The sequence below is a fragment of the Pseudomonas syringae pv. cilantro genome, assembly GCF_001293775.1.
Taxonomy (GTDB): domain Bacteria; phylum Pseudomonadota; class Gammaproteobacteria; order Pseudomonadales; family Pseudomonadaceae; genus Aquipseudomonas; species Aquipseudomonas syringae_P.
Genome location: NZ_LGLN01000067.1, coordinates 147,640 through 172,846 on the forward strand (window position 1 = coordinate 147,640; position 25,207 = coordinate 172,846).

The 25,207-nt window shown below is 59.5% G+C and carries 19 protein-coding genes and 1 pseudogene; 7 read left to right on the top strand and 13 right to left on the bottom strand.

All coding sequences use genetic code 11. The annotated features are described in order from the left end of the window. Positions 1-10: 10 nt before the first annotated feature. From urtE to urtA, 5 genes are all read right to left on the bottom strand, one after another. Complete coding sequence (gene urtE / locus ABJ99_RS17930; RefSeq protein ID WP_054086960.1) at positions 11-700, bottom strand: urea ABC transporter ATP-binding subunit UrtE; 690 nt, start codon at positions 698-700, stop codon at positions 11-13. A gap of 2 nt (positions 701-702) precedes the next feature. After that, positions 703-1,440 (bottom strand): urea ABC transporter ATP-binding protein UrtD, encoded by a 738-nt coding sequence (urtD, locus tag ABJ99_RS17935; protein WP_054086961.1) that lies wholly within the window; start codon positions 1,438-1,440, stop codon positions 703-705. Next, positions 1,437-2,579 (bottom strand): urea ABC transporter permease subunit UrtC, encoded by a 1,143-nt coding sequence (gene urtC, locus ABJ99_RS17940; RefSeq protein WP_054086962.1) that lies wholly within the window; start codon positions 2,577-2,579, stop codon positions 1,437-1,439. Before urtC ends, urtD begins: the two co-directional genes overlap by 4 nt. Position 2,580: 1 nt before the next feature. Continuing rightward, entirely contained in the window at positions 2,581-3,483 is a 903-nt protein-coding gene (gene urtB, locus ABJ99_RS17945) for an urea ABC transporter permease subunit UrtB (RefSeq protein ID WP_010209529.1), read from the bottom strand. 66 nt (positions 3,484-3,549) lie between these two features. After that, complete coding sequence (gene urtA, locus ABJ99_RS17950; RefSeq protein ID WP_054086963.1) at positions 3,550-4,731, bottom strand: urea ABC transporter substrate-binding protein; 1,182 nt, start codon at positions 4,729-4,731, stop codon at positions 3,550-3,552. 950 nt (positions 4,732-5,681) lie between these two features. Here urtA and ABJ99_RS17955 point away from each other — a divergent pair. The 3 genes from ABJ99_RS17955 to ABJ99_RS17965 all read left to right on the top strand — a co-directional run bounded on the left by ABJ99_RS17955 (position 5,682) and on the right by ABJ99_RS17965 (position 9,221). Next, the gene (locus ABJ99_RS17955; RefSeq protein ID WP_054086964.1) at positions 5,682-6,830 is read left to right on the top strand and encodes a transporter substrate-binding domain-containing protein; all 1,149 of its coding nucleotides are present in this window, start codon (positions 5,682-5,684) and stop codon (positions 6,828-6,830) included. After that, a complete protein-coding gene (locus tag ABJ99_RS17960) occupies positions 6,827-7,459 on the top strand; it encodes an ANTAR domain-containing response regulator (protein ID WP_054086965.1) in 633 nt (210 codons plus the stop codon). Before ABJ99_RS17955 ends, ABJ99_RS17960 begins: the two co-directional genes overlap by 4 nt. Positions 7,460-7,550: 91 nt before the next feature. Further along, a complete protein-coding gene (locus tag ABJ99_RS17965; RefSeq protein ID WP_174518438.1) occupies positions 7,551-9,221 on the top strand; it encodes an amidase in 1,671 nt (556 codons plus the stop codon). 115 nt (positions 9,222-9,336) lie between these two features. Here ABJ99_RS17965 and ABJ99_RS17970 read toward each other — a convergent pair whose 3' ends face one another. Continuing rightward, positions 9,337-11,256 carry a DNA recombination protein RmuC gene (locus tag ABJ99_RS17970; RefSeq protein WP_054086966.1) on the bottom strand — a complete coding sequence of 640 codons (1,920 nt, stop codon included), beginning with the start codon at positions 11,254-11,256 and terminating at the stop codon, positions 9,337-9,339. Between the two features lie 955 nt (positions 11,257-12,211). Here ABJ99_RS17970 and ABJ99_RS17975 point away from each other — a divergent pair. The 3 genes from ABJ99_RS17975 to ABJ99_RS29515 are packed head-to-tail and all read left to right on the top strand — an operon-like array spanning position 12,212 to position 16,014. Then, positions 12,212-14,347: a methyl-accepting chemotaxis protein gene (locus tag ABJ99_RS17975; RefSeq protein ID WP_412032786.1), complete on the top strand. Its 2,136-nt coding sequence runs from the start codon at positions 12,212-12,214 to the stop codon at positions 14,345-14,347. Continuing rightward, positions 14,344-15,834 (top strand): chemotaxis protein CheW, encoded by a 1,491-nt coding sequence (locus tag ABJ99_RS17980; protein ID WP_054086968.1) that lies wholly within the window; start codon positions 14,344-14,346, stop codon positions 15,832-15,834. The genes ABJ99_RS17975 and ABJ99_RS17980 overlap by 4 nt, the downstream gene beginning before the upstream one ends. Positions 15,835-15,888: 54 nt before the next feature. Then, a complete protein-coding gene (locus ABJ99_RS29515; protein WP_007249734.1) occupies positions 15,889-16,014 on the top strand; it encodes a hypothetical protein in 126 nt (41 codons plus the stop codon). A gap of 69 nt (positions 16,015-16,083) precedes the next feature. On the opposite strand, the gene ABJ99_RS17985 is transcribed toward ABJ99_RS29515, so the two are convergent. The 3 genes from ABJ99_RS17985 to ABJ99_RS17995 form a co-directional block, all read right to left on the bottom strand. Next, on the bottom strand, positions 16,084-16,539 hold the full coding sequence (locus ABJ99_RS17985) for a GNAT family N-acetyltransferase (protein ID WP_054086969.1): 456 nt from the start codon (positions 16,537-16,539) through the stop codon (positions 16,084-16,086). 60 nt (positions 16,540-16,599) lie between these two features. Further along, positions 16,600-16,998, bottom strand: a complete 399-nt coding sequence (locus ABJ99_RS17990) for a hypothetical protein (RefSeq protein ID WP_054086970.1) — start codon at positions 16,996-16,998, stop codon at positions 16,600-16,602. Between the two features lie 119 nt (positions 16,999-17,117). Further along, positions 17,118-17,996: an MBL fold metallo-hydrolase gene (locus tag ABJ99_RS17995; RefSeq protein WP_054086971.1), complete on the bottom strand. Its 879-nt coding sequence runs from the start codon at positions 17,994-17,996 to the stop codon at positions 17,118-17,120. 109 nt (positions 17,997-18,105) lie between these two features. Here ABJ99_RS17995 and ABJ99_RS18000 point away from each other — a divergent pair, with 109 nt between their 5' ends. Further along, positions 18,106-18,990: a LysR family transcriptional regulator gene (locus ABJ99_RS18000; protein WP_054086972.1), complete on the top strand. Its 885-nt coding sequence runs from the start codon at positions 18,106-18,108 to the stop codon at positions 18,988-18,990. A gap of 245 nt (positions 18,991-19,235) precedes the next feature. Here the strand turns inward: ABJ99_RS18000 and ABJ99_RS18005 are convergent, their stop codons facing one another. From ABJ99_RS18005 to ABJ99_RS18020, 4 genes and pseudogenes are all read right to left on the bottom strand, one after another. Continuing rightward, a complete protein-coding gene (locus tag ABJ99_RS18005; protein WP_054086973.1) occupies positions 19,236-21,176 on the bottom strand; it encodes a methyl-accepting chemotaxis protein in 1,941 nt (646 codons plus the stop codon). A gap of 213 nt (positions 21,177-21,389) precedes the next feature. Further along, positions 21,390-21,962 carry a sarcosine oxidase subunit gamma gene (locus tag ABJ99_RS18010; protein WP_054086974.1) on the bottom strand — a complete coding sequence of 191 codons (573 nt, stop codon included), beginning with the start codon at positions 21,960-21,962 and terminating at the stop codon, positions 21,390-21,392. Between the two features lie 3 nt (positions 21,963-21,965). After that, positions 21,966-24,892: pseudogene (locus ABJ99_RS18015) on the bottom strand (2Fe-2S iron-sulfur cluster-binding protein). After that, positions 24,889-25,194, bottom strand: coding sequence for a sarcosine oxidase subunit delta (locus tag ABJ99_RS18020; RefSeq protein ID WP_054086975.1), 306 nt, complete (start codon positions 25,192-25,194; stop codon positions 24,889-24,891). The pseudogene ABJ99_RS18015 and the gene ABJ99_RS18020 overlap by 4 nt, the downstream one beginning before the upstream one ends. Positions 25,195-25,207: the final 13 nt, after the last annotated feature.

Here is a 25,207-nt window from a genome sequence, read left to right on the forward strand (position 1 = left end):
GGTAGACGGCTCAGATGGTCAGGTAGCGCAAAATGCGCTCGCGATCGACGGTTTCGCGGACTTCGCTGTGCACGAATTCGCCTTTTTCGATGATCAGGTAGCGGTCCGCCACAGCCATGGCGAACGACAGCACCTGCTCGGAAACAATCAGCGAAAAGCCGCGCTCCTTTTTCAGCAGGTTGAGCGCCTTGGCGATGTCCTTGATGATCGACGGCTGAATGCCTTCGGTGGGCTCGTCGAGCACCAGCACCTTGGGGTTGGAAACCAGCGCCCGCGCGATGGCCAGTTGTTGCTGCTGGCCGCCGGAGAGGTTACCGCCCTTGCGACGGCGCATCTCGAACAGCACCGGGAAGTATTCGAATATGTAATCGGGAATCGGCGCGGCGGGGGCGTCCTGCATGCCGGTGAGTATATTTTCCTCGACGCTCAGGTAGGGAAAGATCATCCGCCCCTGCGGCACAAAGCCGACTCCGGCAGCAACGCGCTCGTAGCTCTTGCTGCCGGTCAGTTCCTGTCCGGCCAGCGTGATGCTGCCGCTGCGGGCTGGCAGCATGCCCACCAGGCTGCGCAACAGCGTGGTCTTGCCCATGCCGTTGCGGCCCATGATCGCCAGCGATTCGCCTGTCGCAAGGTCCAGGCTAAGGTCGCGCAACACGTGGCTGTCGCCGTAATACACGTTGAGGTTGGAGACGTTCAGCATGTTCAGTGCCCCAGATAGACGTCGATGACGCGAGGATCTTTTTGCACCTGATCCATCGAGCCGTAGGCCAGGGTCTTGCCCTGATGCAGGACGGTGACTTTGTCGGCCACCGATTTCACGAACTCCATGTCGTGCTCGATAATCACCATCGCGCGGCCTTTGGCGATGAGTTTGAGCAGCCCGGCGGTTTTCTCCCGTTCGCCTGCGCTCATGCCGGCCACCGGTTCATCCAGCAGCAGCAATTCCGGGCGCTGCATCAGCAGCATGCCGATCTCCAGCCACTGCTTCTGGCCATGGGACAGCAGCCCGGCCTTGCGCCCCAACTGGTCCTTGAGAAAGATCATCTCGGCGGTCTGTTCGATCTCGCTGTTCAGCGCAGCATTCTTGCCGGCGAACAGGCAATTGAAGATGCCGCGTTTGTCCGGCGAGGAAATATCGAGGTTTTCGCGCACGGTGAGGTCTTCGTACACCGACGGGTTCTGAAACTTGCGCCCCACGCCTGCGCGGGTGATCTGGTATTCGATCATGGTTTCCAGTTGCAGGTCCTTGAAACGAATCCGGCCTGCGCTGGGGCGGGTTTTGCCGCAGATCATGTCGAGCAGGGTGGTCTTGCCCGCGCCATTGGGGCCGATCACCACGTGTACCTGGTTTTCCTCGACATAGAAGTTGAGGTCATCGACCGCCTTGAAGCCGTCGAACGACACGGTCAGGTCTTCGACACTCAGTAACATTCCGCTCATGACTGCACCTCCTTGTTGCTCAGGCGTTGCAGCAGACCGGCCAGCCCGGTTGGCAGGAACAGCACCACGCCCATGAACAGAAAGCCGATGAAGTATTGCCAGAAACTGACGAAGTTCTCCGACAGGTAGGTTTTTGCCGCGCCGATCAGCAACGTGCCGTACACCGCACCGACCAGTGACAGGCGGCCGCCCAGCGCGGCATAGATCACGATTTCAGTGGACGGAATGATGCCCACCAGTGACGGCGAGGCCAGACCGACCTGCAAGGTGAACATCACGCCACCCAACGCCGAGATCAGCGCCGCCACGGCAAAGATGAACGCCTTGAACAGCGCGGTGTTGTAACCGGAAAAACGCACCCGGTCTTCGCGGTCGCGGATTGCCACGATCACTTTGCCCAGGCGGCTGCGCAGAATGAACCCGCACATCGCTACGCTGGCCAGCAGCAACAGCGTGGTGATCAAGTAGAGAATCCAGGGTGTCTGCTGCGTTTGCAGGCTCAGGCCGAACACGGTCTTGAAGTCAGTCAGGCCGTTGACGCCACCGGTGTAGCCCTGCTGGCCGATGATCATGATCGACATGATCGAGGCCAGCGACAGGGTGATGATCGAGAAGTACACGCCGCCGACGCGCTTCTTGAAGTACGCGTAGCTGAACAGAAACGCCAGCAGCGCGGGCAGAATCAGAATCGCGGCCAGGGTGAAGGTTGCCGATTCGAAAGGCTTCCACCACCAGGGCAGGGCTTCGACGCTGTTCCAGATCATGAAGTCCGGCAGTGCCGAGCCATAGAATGCGGCGAGGGCGCTGGCCGCTTCGTCGGTGGCGGTGGCTTCCAGCTTCAGGTACATCGCCATCATGTAACTGCCCAGACCGAAGAAAATCCCCTGGCCGAGGCTGAGAATGCCGCCGTAACCCCAGATCATCACCATGCCCACGGCGCAGAACGCCAGGCTCAGGTATTTGCCCGCCAGCCCGAGACGGAAGTCGCCCAGTATCAGCGGCAGTACCACCAACAACAGAAGGGAGAGCCAGATCAGGCTGTAACGCTCGATCAGCGCCAGCCAACCCGCGCTCAGCCGGCCCGATCGTGCCGCGTTGACCGGCGTCGCGGCCAGCGGCTTTTCAGTCATGTTGTTCATCTCAACGTCTCACTTTCGTGGCGAACAGGCCGTTGGGGCGGAAGAACAGCAGCACGATGACCACCAGCAAGGTGATCGCCTTGGCCATGGAGCCGGTGGTGAGGTATTCCAGCGAAATCTGCGTCTGGCCGATGGCGAACGCGGAGAGGAACGTGCCGAGCAGGCTTTCGACGCCGCCGAACACCACCACGATGAAGGTGTCGACCAGATACTGCTGGCCGCTCACCGGCCCGGTGGAGGCGAGCATGGTGAACGAGCTGCCGGCGATGCCCGCCAGGCCGCAGCCCAGCGCGAAGGTCACCGAATCGACCCGCGCGGTGTTGATCCCGGCGGCACCGGCCATCGCCCGGTTCTGGGTCACAGCCCGGATGCGCAGGCCCCAGCGGCTGCGGTACAGAAACACAAACACGGCTGCGGCGATGACAAAGGTCAGGCCGATGATGAAAATCCGGTTGAGCGGTAGTTCCAGTCCCTCGCTGACTTTCCACGCGCCCTGCAGCCATTGCACGGTGGGCACGCTGACTTCCTTGGGGCCGAATACCTGGCGAAATAATTGTTGCAACACCAGCGACAGGCCCCAGGTGGCCAGCAGCGTGTCCAGCGGGCGGTTGTACATGAAGCGAATGAAACAGCGCTCCAGCAGAAAACCGAAGGCAAACGTCACCAGGAAGGCCACCCCGATGCCGATGATGAAGTACCAGCCCATGAGCTCGGGAAAATAGCGCTGAAACACCACCGAAGTGACGTAGGTCGCGTATGAGCCCATCGCCATCAGTTCACCGTGGGCCATGTTGATCACGCCCATCAGGCCGAACACGATGGTCAGCCCGAGTGCCATCAGCACCAGCACCGAAAACAGCGAGAACCCGCTGAAGACTTGCATTACCAGCGTATCGAGAGTCATGCCGTCGTTACCTGTGGCTGCACATTGACGAAAGCGGGCGCGAAGCAAGGCGCGCCCGGCCCGGTATCAGAGTTTCGGAAACGGGTTGGGCTCGATGGGCGCGGACTCGTAGATCACGTCCACCTGGCCCTGCGCATTGAGGGTGCCGATCCGGGCGCGTTTCCACAGGTGGTGGTTGTCCTTGTGCACCTTGATGTCGCCTTCGGGCGCGTCGAGGGTCATCTCTGAGGAAGCGGCAATGACGGCCGGTACATCAAAGCTGCCGGCTTTCTCGACCGCTTTCTTCCACAGGTACACCGCCGTGTAGGCCGCTGCCATCGGGTCGCCGACCACGCGCTGCTGGCCGTAGCGTGTCTTGAAGGCCTGGACGAATTTCTCGTTGACCGGGTTTTTCAGGCTCTGGAAGTAGCTCATGCAGGTCAGGAAACCGACGAGGTTTTCCGCACCAATGCCGGTGACTTCTTCCTCGGTGACGGCCAGCGCCATGAGCGTCTGGTTACTGCTGTCGATCCCGGCGGCCTTGAGCTGTTTGTAGAACGCCACGTTGGAGCCGCCGACGATGGTCGACAGCACGATGTCCGGTTTGGCGACCTTGATCTTGTTGATCACCGAGGAAAACTCGATGGCCCCCAGCGGCAGGTAATCTTCGCCGACAATCGAGCCGCCCTGTTTAGTCACCGAGGCCCGCGCCAGCTTGTTGGTGGTGCGCGGCCAGATGTAGTCTGAGCCGACCAGATAGACGCTTTTGCCTTTGTTGGCCATCAACCAGGTCACGGCGGCCAGGGTTTGTTGCGAGGCTTCCGCGCCGGTGTAGATAATGGCCGGGGATTTTTCCAGCCCTTCATAGAAGGTCGGGTAGTAGAGCAGGCCCTTGTTGCGTTCGAAGACCGGCAGCACCGCTTTGCGCGACGCCGAGGTGAAGGCACCAAAGGTCACCGCAACATGGTCGTTCTCCAGCAGCTTGCGCGCTTTTTCGGCGAAGGTTGGCCAGTCGCTGGCACCGTCTTCGATGATCGGCTCGATGGTTTTGCCCATCACTCCGCCATTGGCGTTGATCTCCTCGATGGCGAGCTTTTCGGCGTCGACTACCGAGGCTTCGCTGATCGCCATGGTGCCAGTCAGCGAGTGAATAATCCCGACCTTCACAGCGTCAGCCGCCTGCGCCTGACTGATCAGGGAAAACGGCAACAGGCTTATCGCGCCCAGCAACAGAGCATGCTTGATCAAACGGCGTTTGTCGTTGTGCATTCAGTTCTCTCCCAGGAATAAAAAAAGCCCGACGCCCCGGCCAAATCAATGGGCGGGAGGTCGGGCTTCTGTGCCGAATCTGGCGGGACAAACTGTGTCCGATCCAGTCGTACGCGAGGTGTCTCCCTACTTGCCAAGGGGGCGTAGGGCAAACAGCTGGCGCGATGTCTCAAGAGAGACTTAGCAAGGGCAGTGCCAAGTGCAGAAACAGCCTTTTACACCAGAAATCGAGTGTTGGCGCAGAGCGTCCCTTCATCTATTGCACGAAAAAAGCCATGCGCCGCTTTGGCGCGAACCGGGGTTCTGCGCACCAAAAACGTGAGGCTGCGCACTTTTTTTGGGAAATTCGCACAGCTTTTGTGGGAGCGAACTTGTTCGCGAAGGCTTTATTTCAGGCGATACATCTTCAGTGGATGTACCGGCCTCTTCGCGAACAAGTTCGCTCCCACAGGTACGCATTTCAATCGATCAGTTAGCGATCATTTCCTTTCACCACCACTGCGCATCCGTACTTGGGGCGCACTCTTTGTACGAACCGGGCGCTTTGCGTGCTCGCGAAAGGCTTAGCTGCAGTTAGCGAACTTGTTCGCGAAAGCGATGTGTCATGCGACACAACCCTTGCGAATGTACGCCCATCCCTGCAAACAAATGCCTGTTACGTCAGTACCGGCCCAGCCAGCAGACACACAAATCATCAACACCCACACACCACGCATGGCCCGCTATCTGCATGACTGCCAGCAGATACCCTCGCAGGGTCCCTTGTCACACGCCCATTCTCGGCAGGTGTGGAAGGTCCCTCGCATGACTGGTCCTGACACTGTCGTCACGCCAGCCCCAGGCACAACCGCCTGAGAGCCACCGTTGAATCCACGGTTTTTCGCTCAGCACTCTTCCAGACCCCGGCCAACAACGGGCGTCTCAACTCACGTTGAACAAGGTTTATAGGCATGGTTAACCCGTCGATCCGCATAGGAGGTCTGTTTTCCAATACCGGTGTTACCGCTGCCGGTGAGTGTTCAACGATGCGCGGCGCACAGTTTGCTATCCATCAGATCAACGCAGCCGGTGGCGTGAATGGCCGCCCTCTAGAGCTGATTCTGCGCAATCCCGATTCCACCCCTGCGCTATTTGCCATGCACGTCGAATCACTGATCCGCGAAGAAAACCTGCGGTTTTTCTTCGGCTGCTACACCTCGGCAGCGCGCAAGGCTGTACTGCCGGTGGTTGAACGTTACAACGCGTTGTTGCTGTATCCGGTTTACTACGAGGGCTTCGAGTATTCGCGCAACATCATCTACACCGGGGCCACGCCGAACCATAACGCCGTGCCGCTGGGCAATTACATGTTCGACCACTTTGGCAGCCGTGTGCTGATGATCGGCTCCGAGTACGTTTACCCCTACGAAACCAATCGGCTGATGAGCGACCTGCTTTATGAGCGCGGGGGCAGCAAGCTGGGCGAATATTACCTGCCGCTGAAAAACGCCCGGGCCGAAGATTTCGCCAGGTTGATGGTCAAGGCCCGCGAGTTGCAACCGTCGTTTATCTTCTCCACGGTGGTGGGTGAAACCATGGCTCATTTGTATCAGGCTTATGCCGACGCAGGCCTTGACCCGGCCGTCATGCCGATTGCCAGCGTGACCACCAGCGAAACCGACATCCAGCAGATGGGCGTTCATCTGGGCACCGGGCACATCTCGGCGGCCACCTATTTCCAGTCGATCGACACGCCGCTCAATCGCCAGTGCATTGCGCAATACCGGGAAATGTTTGGCCAGCATCAGGTCACCGACCGCTGCTGGGAGGCTGCCTATTTTCAGGTTCACCTGCTGGCCAAGGCGATAGCCCGCGCGGGCAGCACCGAAGTGGAAGAGGTGCTGCAGACCATGCTCGGCCTGGAATACGACGCGCCGCAGGGGCGCGTGCGTATCGATGAGCACAATCACCACACCTACCTGCATTCGCGGATCGGCCGGGCCAACGCCGAAGGGCAGTTCGACATTCTTTACGAAAGCCAGAACGCGCTGAAGCCCGGTCCCTACGCCGTTGCGCCGGATTTCAGCGGCTGGTCCAGCCAGACCGGGAGGCGTCCATGACCCTGCGTGCCGCAAAAAAGCGCCTGCGCAACGACAGCGCAGGCAGCATCAAGGACCTGCGCGACATCAGCGTGCTGGTGATGCACCCGGACGATGAAGACGGTCGCAACCTGATCGCCCAGTTACAGCGCATCGGCTGTCAGGTGCGCGTGCAGTGGCCGATTCCGGAGCGCTTGCACAGTGAGGCCGACGTGATTGTGCTGGCGGTGTCACCGGAAAGTCTCTCGACCAACACGCCGTGGCTGTTGCACAGCGCGACGCCGCCGATCATCCCGGTGATCGCCTATGAAAACCCGATCATCGTCGAGGCACTGGTGCAGCTCAACGCCTGCTCGGTGATTCCTTCGCCGGTCAGGTCGTTCGGCTTGCTGACGGCGCTGACGATCACCTTGAGCCAGGCGCGCAAAACCCGCGAGCGGGAAAAACATGTCAAGCGTCTGGAAGGGCGCATGGCGGTGATGCGGACCGTGCAGCAGGCGAAAATCATCCTCATGGAAACCAAGGGGCTCTCGGAAATAGACGCTTACAACGCGTTGCGTGACCAGGCCATGGCCAAGCGCGAGCCGGTGGAAAAGATCGCCGAGGCGCTGGTCAAGGCCCATGAATTGTTTCAAAAAGCCTGCTCCTGAGCAGGCGTTGATGTGACGAGCTACGAGTGTCGGGCCTGTCGCCCGATCCTCTTCTGCGCGGACGTTTGCCATACGCCCTGAACCGGTAGGTATGGAACACCGCGTGGCGACCGGTATGGACAACGACGTCCTCCGGATCGAGCCAAGGCCTGTGCACGCCGCACCGGCGGCTCCAGCCAATGACTGCCCGACCTCGGGCGGCCCTTACCGTTATCTGGAGAACATCATGTCTGTAAAACGCCCCGTCAAAGCCGACTTTCTGATCGCCGCCCAAGACCACGGTTACGACCTGTCCGACAGCCAGATAGAATCGTTTCTGAGTCTTGCCGACGAAACCCTGACGTCCTACGAAGCCATTGACGCGCTGTATGCGGCGCATGTGGCGCAGCCCACGCCGGTACGTGAGCACAGCAAACCGGCAGATGCCGACAACCTGCATGGCGCCTGGTATGTGAAAACGCACATTGCCGGCGCCGCCGGTGGTCCGTTGGCGGGCAGAACAGTGGTCATCAAGGACAACGTCTCGGTGGCCGGCGTACCGATGGCCAACGGCTCGCTGAGTCTGGATGGCTACGTGCCGTCCGAAGATGCGACCGTGGTCAAACGCCTGTTGGCGGCTGGTGCGACGGTGGTCGGCAAGTCGGTGTGCGAAGACCTGTGCTTCTCCGGTGCCAGCTTTACCTCGGCCAGCGGTGCGGTGAAAAACCCGTGGGACCTGACCCGCAATGCCGGCGGCTCGTCCAGCGGCAGTGCCGTGCTGGTTTCGCTGCAAGAGGTCGACATGGCCATCGGTGGCGATCAGGGCGGTTCGATCCGCATGCCGTCGGCGTGGAGCGGCATCGTCGGCCATAAGCCGACGTACAGCCTGGTCCCTTACACCGGCGCTTTTCCTATTGAACGCACCATCGATCACGTCGGCCCGATGGCCAACAACGTGCGCGACTGCGCGGTGATGCTCGACGTGATCGCCGGTGCCGACGGTCTCGACTCAAGGCAGAAGAATCCGCCAGCGGTGAGCTGTGTCGCGACCCTGGATCAAGGCGTTGCGGGCCTGAAAATCGGCTTGTTGCGCGAAGGTTTCGCCATTCCCGGTATGTCCGAGCCGCAGGTGGACGCACTGGTCAAAGCTGCCGTAGCGCAACTGGAAAGCCTTGGTGCCACGGTCGGCGAAGCCAGCGCTCCATGGCACCACGGGGTGGCGCTGGACCTATGGAACGTCATCGCCACTGACGGCGCGGCGTACCAGATGCTGCAAGGCAATGGCTACGGCATGAACGTCGATGGCTACTACGACCCTGAGATCATGAGCTACTTCGGCGCCAAGCGTCGCGAGCACGCCAATGCGTTGTCCAGCAGCGTGCGTGCCGTGGCGCTGACCGGGCATTACAGCCTGAAAAACCTGCACGGCGCGTCCTACGCCAAGGCGCGCATGCTGGTGCCTGAACTCACCCGCCAATACGACGAAGCGTTCAAGGATTTCGACGTACTGGTGATGCCGACCATGCCATTCGTGGCGACCCCGTTGACCGCCGCTGATGCGCCGATTGAAGAGTACGTGCACAGCGCGCTGAACATGCTCGCCAACACCGCACCGTTCGACCTGACCGGCCACCCGGCCACCTCGATCCCGGCCGGTCTTGCCGACGGCCTGCCGGTCGCGATGATGATCGTCGCACCGCGTTTTCAGGATGCCTTGGCATTGCGCGTTGCGCAGGCCTACGAGCAGGTTCGCGGCGTGTTTCCGAGGCCACCGCGTGGCTGAACAACGATAGCTATCGTTGAAGTTCGTAGAAGGCCTGAACCCGGTTTAGGCCTTCTGCTTTCCGAGACACTATCGACGCTTGCGTGCCGGGTCAGTTGCCCATCTGTTGCTCGCTTCAGGTGTTGGCTGCACCTTCAACCGGCAGTATTGCCAATTCGCTTTCCAGCTCTTCATCATCCCCGATTGCAGACGCTGGCAAGCGCTTGGAGACCGTTACGCCCAGCGCGACAAACTTGTCCACGGTTTTGGTCAGGCTGCCGTGATCCCCTTTCAGTGTGGTGATGCTTTCGTTATAGCTTTTCTGAACCGATGCAATCTGGTTGCCCAGTTTGTCCATTTTTTCTACGAAAACCCGCAACTTGTCGTAGACCTTGGACGCCATGGTAGCGAGCTGTAACGTGCTGCTGTTCTGGCGCTGGATACTCCACAGGTTTGAAACGACGCGAAGTACCGGCAGCAATGTTGTGGCCGTGATGATCGCGATGCGTTTTTCATAGGCTGCCTGAAACACGCCCGGGCTGTGCTCTGCGGCGACCAGATAGGCCGGTTCGACTGGCATGAACAAAAATACGAAGTCAGGCGAATTGATGCCGTTAAGGTCGGTGTACTTCTTGTCGGAAAGACCATTTATGTGATTTTTCAAGGCAAGAACGTGTGCAGATAAAGCTTTGGTACGATCTTCGTCAGTTTCGGCGGAGACGTACTCCGTATAGGCGACCAGTGACATTTTGCTGTCAATGATGATGTGCTTGCCCTCGGGCAAATTGACAACGAAGTCCGGTCGATTATTTCCGGCCTCGTCATTCTTGAAGTTGGCCTCACGGTGATACTCGAACCCTTTGCGCAGGCCGGCCTGTTCAAGCAACATTTCGACCTTTTGCTCGCCCCACGTGCCCTGCAGCTTCTTGTCGCCTTTGAGCGCCTTGGTAAGGTTTGATGCCTCTGTGGTGATCTGGGCGTTCAGCTCCATCAGCTTGACCAGCTCGTTTTTCATCGAGCTTTGTCCTTGCACGGTATCTGAGTGAACCTGATCTACCCGCTGGCGAAACGAGTCAAGTTGATCCTTGAATGGTTTCAGCAACGTGTCCAGGCCTTGGCGACTTTGTTCGGAGAAGCTCTGCTGCTTGCTGTCGAAAATCTGATTGGCAAGGTTTTGAAACTCTTGCTTGAGCTGAACCTTGTTGTCTTCAAGGAGCTGCAGTTTCTCGGCCGCCGAGTGCTGGTCACGCGCGTGACGCATGTTGACTTCTGCAAGGCCTTGCTTGGCGAGGCTCAACTCATCTCGCACGACGCCCAACTCTTTATCACGCTGTATTAACGTGCCACGCAGTACATCAAGTTGCTCTTTCTGTTCCGCTGCCTGACCCAGCTGTTCACGCTGTTTTTTGAATTCTTCCTCGGCTTTTTCGAGACGGGCTTGTGAGTTGGCGTGGGCCGCCTTCAATTCCAGCAGTTGATTTGCCTGCTCGGCGCTTTGTCCGAGTTGTTCGCCTTGCTTTTGCAATTGCAGTTGAGCCGCTTCCAGCCGTATCTGATACTGGGCCAGTGTCTGCTTGAGCTCCTCTAATTGTCGTGTCTGTTCCTGACCCTGACCAACTTGCATCCTGAGTTCGCCGACCTGCATTCTCAGCTTGTTGGATTCCAGGCTGCGATTTTCGGCGAGGGTGGTCACCTCAGTAAGTTGCTCGACTTTGTCGGACATGCGCTGCTTTTCTGCTTCCAGCGACGCCTTGAGCTCTCCCACCTGAATACTGAGTTGTCTTTCGACATCCCTTTGACGCGCAAGCTCTTCGCTAACTATCGTCAACTCACGTTGGTGCTCGTCCTGCTCATGAAGTAACTGTTGTTCTCGCTGGTGCGTGAGCGCAGCATCATTCAACAATTGCTGATGTTCAGCTTGATGTGCAGCCTTCAGTTCGGCGAGCTGTTGTGCCAGCCTGCTGGATGCAATGCGACTGCTGATCCAGAAGCCAATAGCCAGAAACAACAAACTGAAAAGCCCGATCAGAGCCGGTGTGAAATATTGCTGTGCCATCGGTACGTCCGTTTATCGCTGGGTTAGGATCCAAAATGATGGCGCGTTGTCAGTTGTCTGAGAACTGCAAAACTCGCTTTCGAACGGAGGCACTCGAATATTTTGCATAGCGAAGGCACAAAATCGTTATCAGGGCGTCCAGATATCGATATCAGTGTCTGCGAAGGTCGAGTCGTACGCGGTGGACAGCACGTCGAGCAGGGATGCGCTGAGCCGCTCGCCCAGCGACCGCAGCAAGGACGGGTTGTGCTAGGCTTCTGTCATCAAGGTGCCGGCTTGCCACCAGACCATAGGTCGAACTCACGACATCCTGCCACTGGTCGAAACGCTCTCTGGCTGGCGGCCAGTCAACGGGAAAGATCACGGCCATGCTTGCCTCATCATCGGGAGCCTGTGGCGGAGGGTTTGTAAAATGGAAGTTACCCGATAAAGCCCGATGTGAAATATCCATTGGACGCTTCAGGCCGGTGAAGAAAATAATTTATTTATCTGTGATCCGGCCGATATATCCGTACGTAAGCTGCGGTCTGCTTGTTCAAGCCTTCTAAAACAGGGGTCTCATGGATCCGCGTCTAGCCGGACTTTCATTTTTGCTCACGTTGGGATGGACAGGTGCCGTTTTTTTGGTCATCTGGTATTTCGCCTGAGGCAAGCACACGTTTTCAGGCGCGTCAGGGCGTTATATCGCTGTCGTGTCAGACAGCATTGGAATGCCTGCCGGGCAGTAAAAAGTTCAGTTGTGGTAACGGCAATAATAGAGTTGCTTGTGTGCTGAGCTAAATGTCAGCACTTGCAGTTTGCGCTATGGAGGGCATTGAGAAACACGATTATGCGGTTTGACCGGCAGGCTCCACATTCAGGCGACGCGAACTTTTGACCTGATCTATATCCACCGGCGCTCCGTTCCAAACACTCCATAGATGTTTACTGCCGAGTTTTTTATATGTCGACCACAATGATAGAAAGTGCCCTTATAGAAAACATCCCTGATGACGCCGGGGTGCAGCTGGACCTTCACTCGCTGATGACCGCCATTGACCGCTCGCAGGCGATGATCGAGTTCGATCTTGAAGGCAATATCCTGCGGGCGAATGCCAACTTTCTCGACTGCGTCGGCTATCGGCTGGAAGAGGTCCAGGGTCGCCATCATCGCATGTTCTGCACGCCTGAATATGCGTCCAGCGTCGAGTATTCGACGTTCTGGGAGAAACTCGGCAAAGGCAACTTCGACGAAGGGCAATATAAGCGCTTGGGCAAGAATGGTCGCGAGATCTGGTTGCAGGCCACCTACAACCCGATCTTCGATAAAGAAGGTAACCCGTTCAAAGTGGTGAAGTTCGCCGCTGACGTGACTCAGCAGCGCAAGACCAATGCCGAGTACGAGGGCAAGGTTGCCGCTATTGATCGCTCGCAGGGTATTATTGAATTCGATCTGAACGGTCGGGTGCTCAATGCCAATGAAAACTTTCTCAAAGTTCTGGGTTATCGCCTCGATGAGATCCAGGGCCAGCATCACCGCATGTTCTGCGACGACGATTACCTGAACAGCCCGGCCTATCGCGCGTTCTGGGCCAAGCTGGAACGCGGCGAATATGATTCCGGGGAATACAAACGCGTCGGCAAGAATGGTCGCGAACTGTGGATCAGCGCCACCTATAACCCGATCTTCGACCCGGACGGCCGCCCGTATAAAATCGTCAAGTTCGCCAACGACGTCACTGAAAGCCGTGCGCGTCAGGCCGAGTTCGCGGGCAAGGTTACGGCCATCGAGCGCTCTCAGGCCGTCATCGAGTTCGACCTGACTGGCAAGGTGCTGACAGCTAACCGCAACTTTCTGACGGTGTTCGGTTACGAACTGGATGAAGTCGTTGGCGAACATCACCGCATGTTCTGCTCCGAGGAATTCGTCAGCACGCTGCAGTACCGTGAGCTCTGGGAAAAGCTGGGACGTGGCGAATACGACGCCAACGAGTACAAGCGCAAACGCAAGGACGGCAAGGAAATCTGGATTCAGGCGACCTACAACCCGATCTTCGATGCGCAGGGCAAGCCCTATAAAATCGTCAAGTTTGCCCTCGACGTGACCGAGGCCAAGGAAACCAGCGTCGAGGACAAGGGCAAGGTTAACGCGATCGATCGTGCCCAGGCGGTCATCGAGTTTGACATGGCTGGCAACATCCTCGCGGCCAACGCCAACTTCCTCAAAGCGCTGGGTTATGGCTTGCAGGAAATCAAGGGCCAGCACCACCGGATCTTCTGCGAAGAGGAGTATGTGCGCGGCACGGCCTATCGCGAGTTCTGGCACGGGCTGGGGCAGGGCGAGTTCTACTCCGGGCGCTTCATGCGGGTGAGTAAATACGGGCAGAAGATCTGGATTCAGGCCACCTACAGTCCGATTTTCGATCACGACGGCTTGCCGTTCAAAGTCGTGAAGTTTGCCACCGACATCACCCGCCAGGTCGAGATGGAGCAAGCCATCGAAGCCAAGACCCTCGCTATGCGTGAATCGGTCAAAGCGCTGATGAGTGCAATTTCCTATGTTGCGCAGAGCACTGACACCGCCACCGAACTGGCCCGCCTGACCCGCGAGCAAGCCAGCCGTGGCTCGCAGACGCTGGTCAAGGCATCCGATGCGATGAGCATGATCGCCAAGTCGGCCGAAGGCATTCAGGACATCATTCAGGTGATCAGCGAGATCGCCAGTCAGACCAACATGTTGGCGTTCAACGCCGCGATCGAGGCTGCGCGCGCCGGTGAGCACGGGCTGGGGTTCTCGGTTGTCGCCGACGAAGTGCGCAAGCTGGCTGAAAAGTCCTCGCGGGCGACCAAGGAAATCAACAAACTGATTCTGGAAACGGTCAGCCGTATCGAGTCGGGCAACGAGATCTCGCTGACGGCCGGCGAGGCGTTCGAACACATCGTGGACGGCGTCATGCAGACTACCCAAGCCATCGACGGCATCAACAGCGCGACCGAAAAACAGCGCCTTTCGGCGCAGCAAGTCGAAACCCTGATCACTGAGTTGCACCAGGCCAACCTGACCGGTTACACCGAAACACTGGACAAGGTGTCCGTCGGACAACCTGCATGAGCAGCCTGACTGCCTATGGTGTGGTGCAGATCAACGGCGTTCATCTCGCCGTTGTCGCGGACGCGTTGATGGAGGCGGTGCACTGGCCGGAAAACCTGCAGCCGCACCCGTTGACCCGTGGTGCGCTGTTGGGGGTGTTTACTTTGCGTGGCAAGCCAGTGCCGCTGGTGGATTTGCGTGGCGAACTGGCGCAGAGCGACGAGGTTTCTTCGCCGACCCGGCTGGTAGCGATCCTCAAATACAGCGGTGGCTATCTGGGGCTTGCGATTGACGCGGTGTGCGACATTCTCAAGGCCCGTGATTCACAGTTCAGCCCGATGGGGCCGGGTGGCTCCAGCGTCGGGCTGCTGCCTTCGGTGCTGCTGAGCGCAGAAAATGCGCGGATGATCTACAAGCTGGACCTGGATGTGCTGACCCGTTTGCCGGGCGTGCTGTTCGTCGCGGACCCTGGCGCGCAAGTGCTGAATGATCAGGCGCAGGCTGCCAAAAGCCACCTGCTGCATTATCTGGTGTTCGAGTGCGACAGCCGTCATTTCTGCATCGATGCCAGCGTTGTGACCGAACTGGTGGACAATCCCGAGATATCGCCATCGGATTTTGCCAGTGACTGTTGCTTCGGGGTCACGTCGGTACGTGGCACCAGGGTCCCGGCACTCAACCTGTCGGAAGTGCTGGGTCTGGATCACCTGCGCCAGACATCCAAGCCGCAACTGCTACTGCTGACCGCTCCGGATGGTCGGGTGTGCGGATTCGGTTATGACCGAATGGTGGCTATTCAACGCCAGGACCCGGGCAGTCTGCTGGCAGCGCCGGCCTACGGTTTGCCGCACCCTGAATTGTTCGCCGGGGTGATGAACCTGGAAGAGGGCAAGCAGGCGCTGTTGCTCGACCACCCGAGGTTGTTGCAGCGTCCGGAAATCAGGAGTTACACCCAGGTCTACCAGCATGACGTCAAGCCGGTGCAGGCTTCACACGATGTCACCAAGGCCATGTTGCGCCATGCCTGCCTGTTGTTCGATGCGCCGACGCGCTTTGTCGCGCCGTTGAGTCAGATTGTGGAAATCATGAGCGTGCCCACGCAGTTGATCGGTCTGGCGCAACCCGAGACTCATCTGCTGGGCCAGTTCAACCTGCGTGGAGAGCAAGTGCCGCTGATCTGCCTCAGCAGCCTGTTGGGCGAAGGCACGCAACCTCAGGACGAAGCGTCGCGGGTGCTGATCGTGCGCGGCGAGCGCCTGTGTTTCGGTTTCGCGGTGAGCCGTGTCGATGCTATCGATGCGTTCAACCAGTTTGATCCGTCCATGCTCGATCAGGGCTGGCGGGCTAACGTCGGCAAGGGCATTTCGGTCAACGACCGGGTTCGTTCGCTGGTCAGTGTGGGCAGCCAGGAACGCAGCTGGCGCGCGACCCTGCTCGACTTGCAGGGGCTGGCCAGGCAACTGGAGTGCAGCGTCGCGCAACGCAAGGCAGCCTTGCAATCGGTCTGAACTGAATGCGTCGCGTGTGGCCTTACGAAATATCCACACACGGAGTATCCAGTCATGACCGAGAAAAAAGACGAGAAGCAACCAGAACCGGCAAGCGACGTGCCCGCGCATTCCACGCCGGAAGAAAAGGAACGCCTGAAAGACTTCAACAAGGACGGCATCCCGCCAGGAGCCTGCTGACCGCGCTTGTGTGTGCGTTGCAAAGCGCCCGGCCTTTTCAGGCCGGGCGTTGTCGTTTCAGCGCGTTATTCATTCACTGCCGTTGGCAAACTCCAGTAGCCCGGCGCCTTCCATCCGGTAACGCACCCATTCGCTCTGCGGCGCAGCACCGATGGCCTCATAGAATCTGATGGCGGGTTCGTTCCAGTCCAGTACGCTCCATTCCAGACGGCCGCAGTCATTGGCTANTCGACCCGCGCCGACGCTGCGTTGCTCCGGCGTGATGTACAAGTCTTCCAGATAGACGCCGTTGCGCCCCAGCCAGGTTGAGTAGCTGTAGAAATACACGGCGTAGCCGATGGGGTTGCCGCCGCTCAGGCAGATGAGCGCCTTGGCGGGCGCGTTGTCGGCGAACAGGGAGCGTTGAATGTCTTCGGCACTGGCCTTGACCTCATGCCCGGCGCGCTCGTAGATAGCAAGTTCGGTAATGAACGCCAGAATCTGACTGACGTCAGCGGCAGTGGCGGGGCGGATTTCGAGGGACACGGAGGCACTCCTTGGCTGATGAGCGCAGCATGATAGCCGCAGGCGTCAGTCAGTCGATAGTCACGCGTCGCGCAGCAAGTCGTTGGCGTTGAGCAGTTGGTAGGCGATCTGCGGACGTGCTTCAAGGGCGCGACGGATGGCGGCGGGGATCGATTGACGGGTCTTGCGACACAGCCCTATTTTCTCTTCGACGACAATGCTGATGCCGCGCATGGTGCGGACCTCATTGAAGCCCGGCGCGACGTCGACGCGCACGCCCAGTTGCTCGTAAATCTTGCGCTGCATGTGTGCCAGGTCTTCCAGGCTTTCGATGCGCTGCAGGCGTTCGATCAGGCTTTTTTCGGCGTCACGGGTCAGCAGCAGTACCCGCAGGTCGGCGTCTTCCGCGTCCAGCCGTTCGCGCTTGCAGTCGCAAGCGCCGGGCGGGCAGGGGTTACGGATTTTGACAGGGGCATTCATGGACGCAGCATAGCGATTGACGAGGGCGTCTGACCATACCCGTGTGGCGCTTTCACGCCGTATTCAGGCAGGTCAGCGCCCACTCTTGACGCTGCGGTAACGGGTTTACCCGTGGCCGATCAATTAGGCCACTTCATCTCGCCCTTGATGACCTTGGCGCTCAGTTCCAGCGAGCTCGGCTCGGCGAGTTGTGGCCAGGCGCTCTGCATGGCGTCGATCAGTGCCTTGGAATCCTTTGCTTTGGCGGCTTGTTGTTCAAAGGATTTCAGGTAGTCGGCGGTGAAGGCAACAGCCTTGGTGCCTTGGGGAATTTGCCCGATGATATAGTGGCCTGGAATGACGGTGGCCGGTTTCAGCGCTTCAATGCTTTTGAGTGTCACGAGCCAGTCCTGACGCGACTTCGGGCTCTGCGTGTCGGCGATCCAGACGTGAATGCCGCTCGAGACCACAACACCGCCAACCACGGCCTTGAGCGATGGAATCCACACGTAACTGCGCTCCGGGGCCGGGCCGTCCAGGCCTTTGATTTGCAACGGCTGACCTTCAAGCGTCAAGTGATCGCCTTCGAGCACGTCGGGCAGGACCAGCCTCGCCGGTGCGTTGCCCTTGAGAATCGGGCCCCAGTAAGCGAGTTTGCCCTGCATGGACGCTTTGATCGCTTTGACCGTCGGTGCGCTGGCGACGATCTTCGCGTCCGGGAACGCGGTCTGGATCACGTCCAGACCAAAGTAATAGTCCGGGTCGCTGTGACTGATGTAGACCGTGGTGAGTTTCTTGCCGCTGGCCTTGATCTTCTCGACCAGCGCCTGAGCATCATTGCGCTGGAATTGCGCGTCGATCAGCACTGCATCGTGCTTGCCGGTGATCAGTTCGGAGGACACCGGGAAAATGGCTTTTTCGGCCGGATTGTAAACGTCGATCGCCAGCGGATCGGCGGCGTTGGCAACGAGAGGAAACAGGACGGAGAGGGACAGGGCAAACAGGGAGTTGCGCAACATCGGGCACGACCTTTTCAGTGGGCAGAGACAATGGCGCTATATTAGGTTGCTTCAAGTGAAACAAAAGCCTCAGTATCGGCAATTATGGGTTGCGTAGATCGGATGAATCATGGACCGGATCATGGCGGCGCGGGTGTTTATCGCCATCAACGAACGAGGCAGCCTGATCGCTGCCGCTGAGGCGCTGGATATGTCACGGGCGATGGTCACCCGCTATCTGGCGCAGATGGAGCGCTGGGCGGGAGCGCGACTGTTGCACCGTACAACGCGCAAGCTGGGGCTGACCGCGTCCGGGCAAGTGACCTTGCTGCGCTGTCAGCAACTGCTTGAACTGGCCGATGCGGTGCCTCTGGCCGCCGACACGCAGGTCGACGAACCGCGCGGCATGTTGCGCATCGCCTGTTCCCAGTCACTGGCACAGGCGGCCCTGGCGCCGGCGGTGACGGCGTACCTGCAACGTTACCCAGGCACTTCGGCGGACCTGCACATCGGCAATGAAACGGTGGATCTGGTCAGTGAGCGGATTGATCTGGCGATTCGCATCACTAATCAACTGGACCCCAACCTGATCGCCCGGCCTCTTGGGCATTGCAACTCGGTGGTCTGCGCTGCGCCAGCGTACCTCGCCGCGCACGGCACGCCGTCCAGGCCGCAGGAATTGAACAGCCACAATTGCCTGACGTACTCCTACTTTGGCAAAAGCCTGTGGGAATTCACTCATCAACAATCGCCGCTCAGCGTCCCGGTGGGCGGCAACCTGAGCGCCAACGATTCAGTGGTGCTGCTTGAGGCCGCAGTGGCCGGCGCAGGTGTTACCTTGCAGCCGATGCACTCGGCTGCGCCGTTGATAGCCCGCGGCCAGCTGACTGCTTTGATGCCTGACTACCAGCCGAGAGCAATGGGCATACACGCGATCTACACCTCACGGCATCACCAGTCAGCGACCCTGCGCACCCTGCTGGATTTTCTGGCTGAGTGGTTTGCGAGAGGGTGATGCGTCGCGATAGTTGAAGTTATCGCTCCCTACGCTCCAGCGCTCGAAGTTATACACACGTCTGCTTTGGATTCTGGCCGAAGGCCGTAGGAGCGGGCTCGTCCGCGAACTGCCGGGAACCGGCAGCAAAGCCAGCGAATACGGTCAATCAGATGCATCCGAAACAGCGGCTTTAAGGGTTCCTTCGCAACCCATCGCGGACAAGCGAAGCGTCGCACGATAGTTGGTCTTGTCGCCGCTACGCATCAGGTCTTGAACTTGCGCACCAGGCCGTCCAGTTCGCTGGACAGTATTTCCAGGCTTCTGGAGTCGGCGCGGGCCGAGTCCGAGAGGTCGGCGATCAACTGTGCATCGCCATGGATCTGGCTGATGTGCCGGTTGATGTCTTCCGCCACCTGATGCTGCTCTTCGGCGGCGGTCGCGATCTGGGTGTTCATGTCACGAATCACATCCACCGATTCACGGATCTGCCCGAAGCTGCTGCGTGCCTGGCCGATCTTGGTCACGGACTGCTGCGAAACATCCAGACTGGCGTGCATCTGTTGTGCCACCGAGGCAGTGCCTCTGGCCAGATTGCCCAGCAGGCTGTCGATCTCGGCGGTCGAGTCGGCGGTGCGTTTGGCCAGCGCGCGGACTTCGTCGGCCACCACGGCAAAGCCGCGACCCTGTTCACCCGCACGGGCGGCTTCGATGGCCGCGTTGAGGGCCAGCAGGTTGGTCTGTTCGGCGATGGAGCGGATGGTGTTCAGAATCGACTGAATGCCGGTGCTGTCCTTCTCCAGTTGGGTCATGTCCTTGGCCGAACGGGCGAGCTCTTCGCTGAGTTGATCGACACTGCGCACCGCCTCATCGATCTGCCGCTGGCCTTCGCGGGCCTGCTGTTGCCCACTGTCGGCGGAATCGGCGGCCTGGCTGCAGGAGCGGGCGACTTCGTTGGAGGTGGCGACCATCTCATGGAAGGCGGTCGACACCATGTCCACCGCTTCACGCTGACGCCCGGCAGCTTCAGCCATGTCATTGGACACGCGGGTAGAGCTGTGCGAAGCCTCGAGAATTTTCCCGGCGGCCTGACCGATATGCTGGATCAGACTGCGAATGGCGGTGAGGAACTTGTTGAACCAGCCCGCCAACTGCGCTGTTTCGTCCGTGCCGCGCACGGTAAGGTTCTGGGTCAGGTCGCCCTCACCACCGGCAATGCCTTCCAGCCCGCTGGAAACACTGTGGATAGGCCGCACGATGACACTGGCAAAACTGGCCCCGACAATCGCGAACACCAGCGCCAGCACGGCAGCGATGATGCCGATCAGCCAGGTCAGGCGCGTGGCCGAGGCCATCACTTCGTCCTGCTTGATCAGGCCGATGAAGTTCCAGCCCAGTTGCTCGGACGGGTACACATTGGCCATATAACGTTCGCCGTTGAGCGTCAATTCCACCAGCCCGCTGCCGGTTTTCGCCAGTTCGGCGAAACCATCGCCCAGTTCACCCAGTTTCTTGAAGTTGTGCTCCGGCTGTTTGGGGTCGACCAGCACCGTGCCGTTCTTTTCCATCAGCATCAGGTAGCCGCTTTCACCCAGCTTGATCTGCTTGACGATATTAGTCAGTTGCTTGAGTGACACGTCGATGTTGACCACGCCACCGGGGTTGCCCAGCTTGTTGGGGATGGCCCGGATGGTGCTGACCAGCACCGCATCGTCGTTGGCCCAGTAATACGCGTCACTGCGCACGGTCTTGCCGGCATTGGCCATTGCGGTTTTGTACCACGGCCGCACACGCGGGTCGTAGTTGCTCATTTTCGGGTCTTCCGGCGTCATGATGTAGCTGCCGTTGATCAGACCGTAAGAGACATAAGAGTAGGCCGGGTGGGCCTTGGCAATGCTGGCGAACAGCTCGGTGGCCTGCCTGTCGTTTTCCGACTGCGCAGTGGCCGCAGCGCCCATGTAGTTACGGAAATCATCGCCTGCTCCGGCAATCAGCGGGTGCGCCGCGATGTAATTGACGTTCTGCGTGATGCCGTCAAAGAACAACTGCATGGCATTGTCGACCTGGCGAATCTCCCGTCCGCTGCTGTCGGCAAAATCGCTGGTTGCCTTGTCACGCAGGTTTACGATCACGATTGCAGCCACGACCACGATGGGCAAGCACGCAATCACTGCGAACGCCCACGTCAGTTTCTGTTTGATATTCATTTGAGCTCCGGAGTGTCCAATACTGCGGGACGTGTTGGGCGCTGCATGATTGCAGTCTGTCGCGCCGGACCTTCGCCCGGAGCGTTGTCTTATCGTCTATCAGAAGTGCAGCGGCTTGTATCCGGTATTCTTTAGGCAGGATGGCGGTAACAGGTATGTTTGTCGTTTCTGAGTCAGAGACGCGCTGGACGCCCTGACACAGCCATTCATTTCCTACAGGCAGCGCCCATCAAACTCGGCCATGGCGTCCAGCATGGCGTCCTTGAAATATGCCAGTGAGGCGCGATCAAAGAGAATCTGGAAACAGGGCTCGGTCTGCGCGCCAACGTTGAGCACCATCACATTGATCCGCGCCGCCGAGGTCTGCGCCACCGAGCCGGGGCCGAACGCCTGTGGGCGCAGGTCCACGCCGCACAGCTTGGCCATCACCTCGGGGATACAAGAGCCGCTCAGTTGCAGCCAGGCGTGGCTGTCTTCGCGAGGCAGCAGGTAATTGGCGCTGTGATCCAGCTCCCAACGGGCTTCTTCATCGGCAATGCGCTGCCCTTGATCGAGCCGACTGCCCAGCAACAGGTATTCGGTCTGCGACAGGCGAGCGACATGACTGCCATCCGGCTGAGTGACGGCGCGGTTCGGCGCCTCGGGCAAGCTGAAGCCGCGTGCTGCCAGGTAGTCCGCCGTTTGCGCACCACGAAAGCCCACGCGCGGCAGGTCGGTCAGGTCTTCCAGCGTGCACCGTGAGGTGGCATCAAGTTCGACAGGACGGTCTGTGAAAAGACTGGTCATGGTTCAGAGCTCCTGGCGCTGGTTTTCAGGATCGAAGAAAGGCAGTTTCACCACGGTGGCTTGTACCACTACGCCGTCTTGGACGCGGATCGGAATCTGCTGGCCGGGTGTGCTCTGGTCGAACGCGGCGTACGCCATGCCGATGATCATGCCCAGGGTCGAGGAGTACTCGCAGGATGTCACGTTGCCACTGATGTCCGCGCCCTTGAGCACCAGATGGCCTTCCAGCGGCAGCGGGCTGGCCTTGGGCAGGGTGAAGCCCACCAGTTTGCGCTTTTGCGGCAGAGCTTCGAGAATGTCCACCGAGCGACGTCCGACGAAGAACGGTTTGGTGCGGCTGACCGCCCAGCCCATGTCGATCTCGCCGGGATGGGTCATGCCATCGGTGTCCTGGCTGATGATCACGTGGCCTTTTTCCAGGCGTAACAGACGCTGGGTTTCGACGCCGAACGGGCGCATGTCGAATGCCTTGCCCGCTTCCGTGAGCGCGTCCCACAGCCTGAGGGCATGTCGCGCCGCGACGTGGATCTCGTAACCGAGTTCGCCGACGAAACCGACCCGCAGCAACCGCGCCTTGATGCCCGCAACCGCGCCTTGATGCCCGCAACCGTGCCTTGCCGCACGCCAAGATAGGGAAAGCCCTCGGCGGACAGGTCGAGATCGCTGCACACCTGTGCCAGCACCTTGCGCGAATCCGGGCCTGCCACGTTGACCGCCGCTATCGCCGCAGTGACGTTGGTAATGTCCACGTTCAGACGCCACTGCGCGTTCCACTTGAGCATCTGCTGGTAAATACGGTCCACGCCGCTGGTGGTGGCAGTGACGTAGAAATGCTGTTCGGCAAATCGTGCGCACACGCCGTCATCAATCACCACGCCCTGTTCATTGGTCATCAGCGCATAACGCGAACGGCCGATCGGTTGTTTGAGAAACGCAAAGGTGTACATACGGTTCAGCAGTTCGGCGGCATCCGGGCCACGCACGTCCAGACCGCCGAGGGTCGAGACATCGATGATGCCGACCTTGTTGCGCACATGCAGGGCTTCCTGCTGCATGCAGGCGTGACGTTGCGACGGCTTGCCGTAGAACGCCGGGCGCTGCCAGATTCCGGCAGGCATCATTTTCGCGCCTGCCTGCACATGGCGCTGATGCATGGGTGTCTGGCGGTACGGGTCAAAGGCACGACCTGCCACGTGCGCCAGCTTTTCGGCCTCGAAGGGCGGACGAGCCGTAGTGACACCGGTTTCGCTGACGCTGCGCTGGGTCGATGCCGCCACCAGGCGTGCGGTCGGCAGCGCCGAGTGGCGGCCTTGCGACGGACCCATGCCGACCGTGGAGTAGCGTTTCACCAGCTGGATATCGCGGTAGCCGATGCGCGTGGCGTTGACGATGTCACGTACCTGCAAATCTTCGTCGAAATCGACGAAATCCTTGCCCTTGGGGTGGGGGAAGATCGGCCAGTTAAAATTGACCTGTGCTTCACCGCGCAGGGCGGCCGGTTTTTCAGCGGCCTGCAGACCCAGTGCCGAGACCGCGTTGTTCGCCGCATTGGCTGCATCAGCCAGCACATTGTCCAGCGCGTGATAGCCGTTAACTGAACCGGCGATGCTCAGGTTTTGTGGCAGGCCGCTGAGGGCGAATTCGGCCTGTTGATCGTCGTAGGCGAGTTTGCCGCCCGCCTGACAGGGCAATTGATAGACCGGCATGTAACCGCCCGACATGCATAGCAGATCGCAGTCGACCGTGAAGCCGCTGTCTGCTACCTGACCTTGACCGGTGATCCTGCGCAGCACGGCACCGCTGACATGGCGCATGCCTTTTTCGTGCAGCGCTTCGTAGACCGTCGTGCTCATGTGGCAGGTTATGCCGCGTTTCTCCACTGCGAGCTGCAACTGTCGGTCAGCAGGTTGGGCGCGCATGTCGGCAACGGCGATCACGTCCACGCCCTGATCGTGCAGATCCAGTGCGGCGAGGTAACCGTCTTCGTTGCCGGTCAACACTACCGCGCGTTTGCCGGGCTTGACTGCGTACAGCTTCATTAGGCGCTGTACGGCGCTGGTCAGCATCACGCCGGGCAAATCGTTGTTACGAAAAATCACCGGCTGATCCAGCGAGCCGCTGCACACCAGGCACTGCGTGGCGCGTACTTTATACAGGCGCTTGCCCTGAATCACCGGCAGGTAATTGTCGGTGAACCAGGCATTGCAGGTCGCCTCTTTGAGGACCTCAATATTCTCATGTGCGTCTACCGCAGCGACCAGCTCGCGGCGCAGTTGCTCGGCACGCTGGCCGTCGATATCGAACCGCGCGTAGGCCAGCGAGCCGCCGAGAATCGGTTGCTGCTCGATCAGCAACACCTTGGCCCCGGCGTTGGCGGCAGTCAGGGCTGCCTGCAAGCCGGCAGGCCCCGAGCCGATGACGGCCAGATCGGTGAACAGATAGGCCTTGTCGTAATACTCAGGCTGGAAATTCAGGTCCAGCACGCCGAGACCGGCCTTTTTGCGAATAATCGGCTCCCAGACTTTCCACATGCCTTTGGGCTTGTAGAACGAGCGGTAGTAGAAGCCCACCGGCATGAATCTGGAGAACTTGCCCAAGTACGCGTCTTTGTCGTTGTCCAGCGAACCGTTGAAGTTCTGTCCGCTGGCCTGGAGGCCTTCTTGCAGGGCAAAGGTGTCGGCCAGCACATTGGGCTCGTGGGGCAACTGGATCAGGCTGTTGGCGTCTTGGCCGGCCATGGTCAGAGGGCCACGCGGGCGGTGGTATTTGAACGAGCGCGAGAGCAGGAAGCGACCGTTGGCCAATAATGCGCTGGCGATGCTGTCGCCTTGCAGGCCCTGATAGGTTTGGCCATCGAAACTGAACGTCAGCGGCTGGTTGCGATCAATCAGCAGGCCCATGGGCGCGGGCAGGCGGGCGGGGCGGGTCATCCTGCGATCTCCTTGGCAGGCACGGAGGTGAAGTCGACGCGGGTGCTGAATACTTCGCGTGGGTCGAAGGTGCGAATGATCTCGTCGCTGCCGGTATGGCGTTCAGCCAGAAACCAGTAGCTGGACGGGTTGTGCATCCACCATTCGCGGACCACGCCCAGGGTGTCTTCACTGTTGAACACGTAGTCGGCCCATTCGGCGTCGCTGCAGGTCTGCGGGTCGGGCATGGGTTTGAATTCGCCGCCGTAGGTGAACTCGCTGATATTGCGCGGCCCGTTGAGCGGGCAGGTCATGATTTTCATGTGTCGCTCTCCG

Excerpts from the sequence above, each read along its gene's own strand:
- urtA (WP_054086963.1), bottom strand. The coding sequence starts at position 4,731 with ATGCACAACGACAAACGCCGTTTGATCAAGCATGCTCTGTTGCTGGGC.
- ABJ99_RS17975 (WP_412032786.1), top strand. The coding sequence starts at position 12,212 with ATGATAGAAAGTGCCCTTATAGAAAACATCCCTGATGACGCCGGGGTG.
- urtD (WP_054086961.1), bottom strand. The coding sequence starts at position 1,440 with ATGAGCGGAATGTTACTGAGTGTCGAAGACCTGACCGTGTCGTTCGAC.
- urtB (WP_010209529.1), bottom strand. The coding sequence starts at position 3,483 with ATGACTCTCGATACGCTGGTAATGCAAGTCTTCAGCGGGTTCTCGCTG.
- urtE (WP_054086960.1), bottom strand. The coding sequence starts at position 700 with ATGCTGAACGTCTCCAACCTCAACGTGTATTACGGCGACAGCCACGTG.
- ABJ99_RS17965 (WP_174518438.1), top strand. The coding sequence starts at position 7,551 with ATGGAACACCGCGTGGCGACCGGTATGGACAACGACGTCCTCCGGATC.
- ABJ99_RS18000 (WP_054086972.1), top strand. The coding sequence starts at position 18,106 with ATGGACCGGATCATGGCGGCGCGGGTGTTTATCGCCATCAACGAACGA.
- ABJ99_RS18020 (WP_054086975.1), bottom strand. The coding sequence starts at position 25,194 with ATGAAAATCATGACCTGCCCGCTCAACGGGCCGCGCAATATCAGCGAG.
- ABJ99_RS17970 (WP_054086966.1), bottom strand. The coding sequence starts at position 11,256 with ATGGCACAGCAATATTTCACACCGGCTCTGATCGGGCTTTTCAGTTTG.
- ABJ99_RS17960 (WP_054086965.1), top strand. The coding sequence starts at position 6,827 with ATGACCCTGCGTGCCGCAAAAAAGCGCCTGCGCAACGACAGCGCAGGC.
- ABJ99_RS18005 (WP_054086973.1), bottom strand. The coding sequence starts at position 21,176 with ATGAATATCAAACAGAAACTGACGTGGGCGTTCGCAGTGATTGCGTGC.
- ABJ99_RS17980 (WP_054086968.1), top strand. The coding sequence starts at position 14,344 with ATGAGCAGCCTGACTGCCTATGGTGTGGTGCAGATCAACGGCGTTCAT.
- urtC (WP_054086962.1), bottom strand. The coding sequence starts at position 2,579 with ATGAACAACATGACTGAAAAGCCGCTGGCCGCGACGCCGGTCAACGCG.
- ABJ99_RS17990 (WP_054086970.1), bottom strand. The coding sequence starts at position 16,998 with ATGAATGCCCCTGTCAAAATCCGTAACCCCTGCCCGCCCGGCGCTTGC.
- ABJ99_RS17955 (WP_054086964.1), top strand. The coding sequence starts at position 5,682 with ATGGTTAACCCGTCGATCCGCATAGGAGGTCTGTTTTCCAATACCGGT.
- ABJ99_RS17995 (WP_054086971.1), bottom strand. The coding sequence starts at position 17,996 with ATGTTGCGCAACTCCCTGTTTGCCCTGTCCCTCTCCGTCCTGTTTCCT.
- ABJ99_RS29515 (WP_007249734.1), top strand. The coding sequence starts at position 15,889 with ATGACCGAGAAAAAAGACGAGAAGCAACCAGAACCGGCAAGCGACGTG.
- ABJ99_RS18010 (WP_054086974.1), bottom strand. The coding sequence starts at position 21,962 with ATGACCAGTCTTTTCACAGACCGTCCTGTCGAACTTGATGCCACCTCA.